At 40.8% G+C, this 255-nt stretch carries 1 rRNA gene; it reads left to right on the top strand.

The annotated features are described in order from the left end of the window. Window positions 1-117, top strand: a 23S ribosomal RNA gene (locus BAA9072_RS24050); the annotation flags it as partial. Window positions 118-255 lie beyond the last annotated feature (138 nt).

Genomic DNA, 255 nt, shown 5'->3' with positions numbered 1-255 from the left:
ATTTCCCATCACGTAAGTGAGTAAGATCCCTAGAAGATGACTAGGTAGATAGGTCAGAGATGGAAGCATGGCGACATGTGGAGTTGACTGATACTAATCGATCGAGGACTTAACCATAAAGAGTCATTATTTTAATGAACAACAATTGGTCGATATTCGGCTTTCTTGACATCAATCCTTTATCTAGTTTTGAAGGAACAACCCTTCAATTGAATAGTCGTCTGGTGATAATGGCGAAGAGGTCACACCCGTTCC

This window comes from Rossellomorea arthrocnemi (genome assembly GCF_904424705.1).
GTDB classification, from domain to species: Bacteria; Bacillota; Bacilli; order Bacillales; family Bacillaceae_B; genus Rossellomorea; species Rossellomorea arthrocnemi.
The sequence above is the reverse complement of the archived record's forward strand: the minus strand, read 5'-3'. Positions and strand labels throughout refer to the sequence as shown.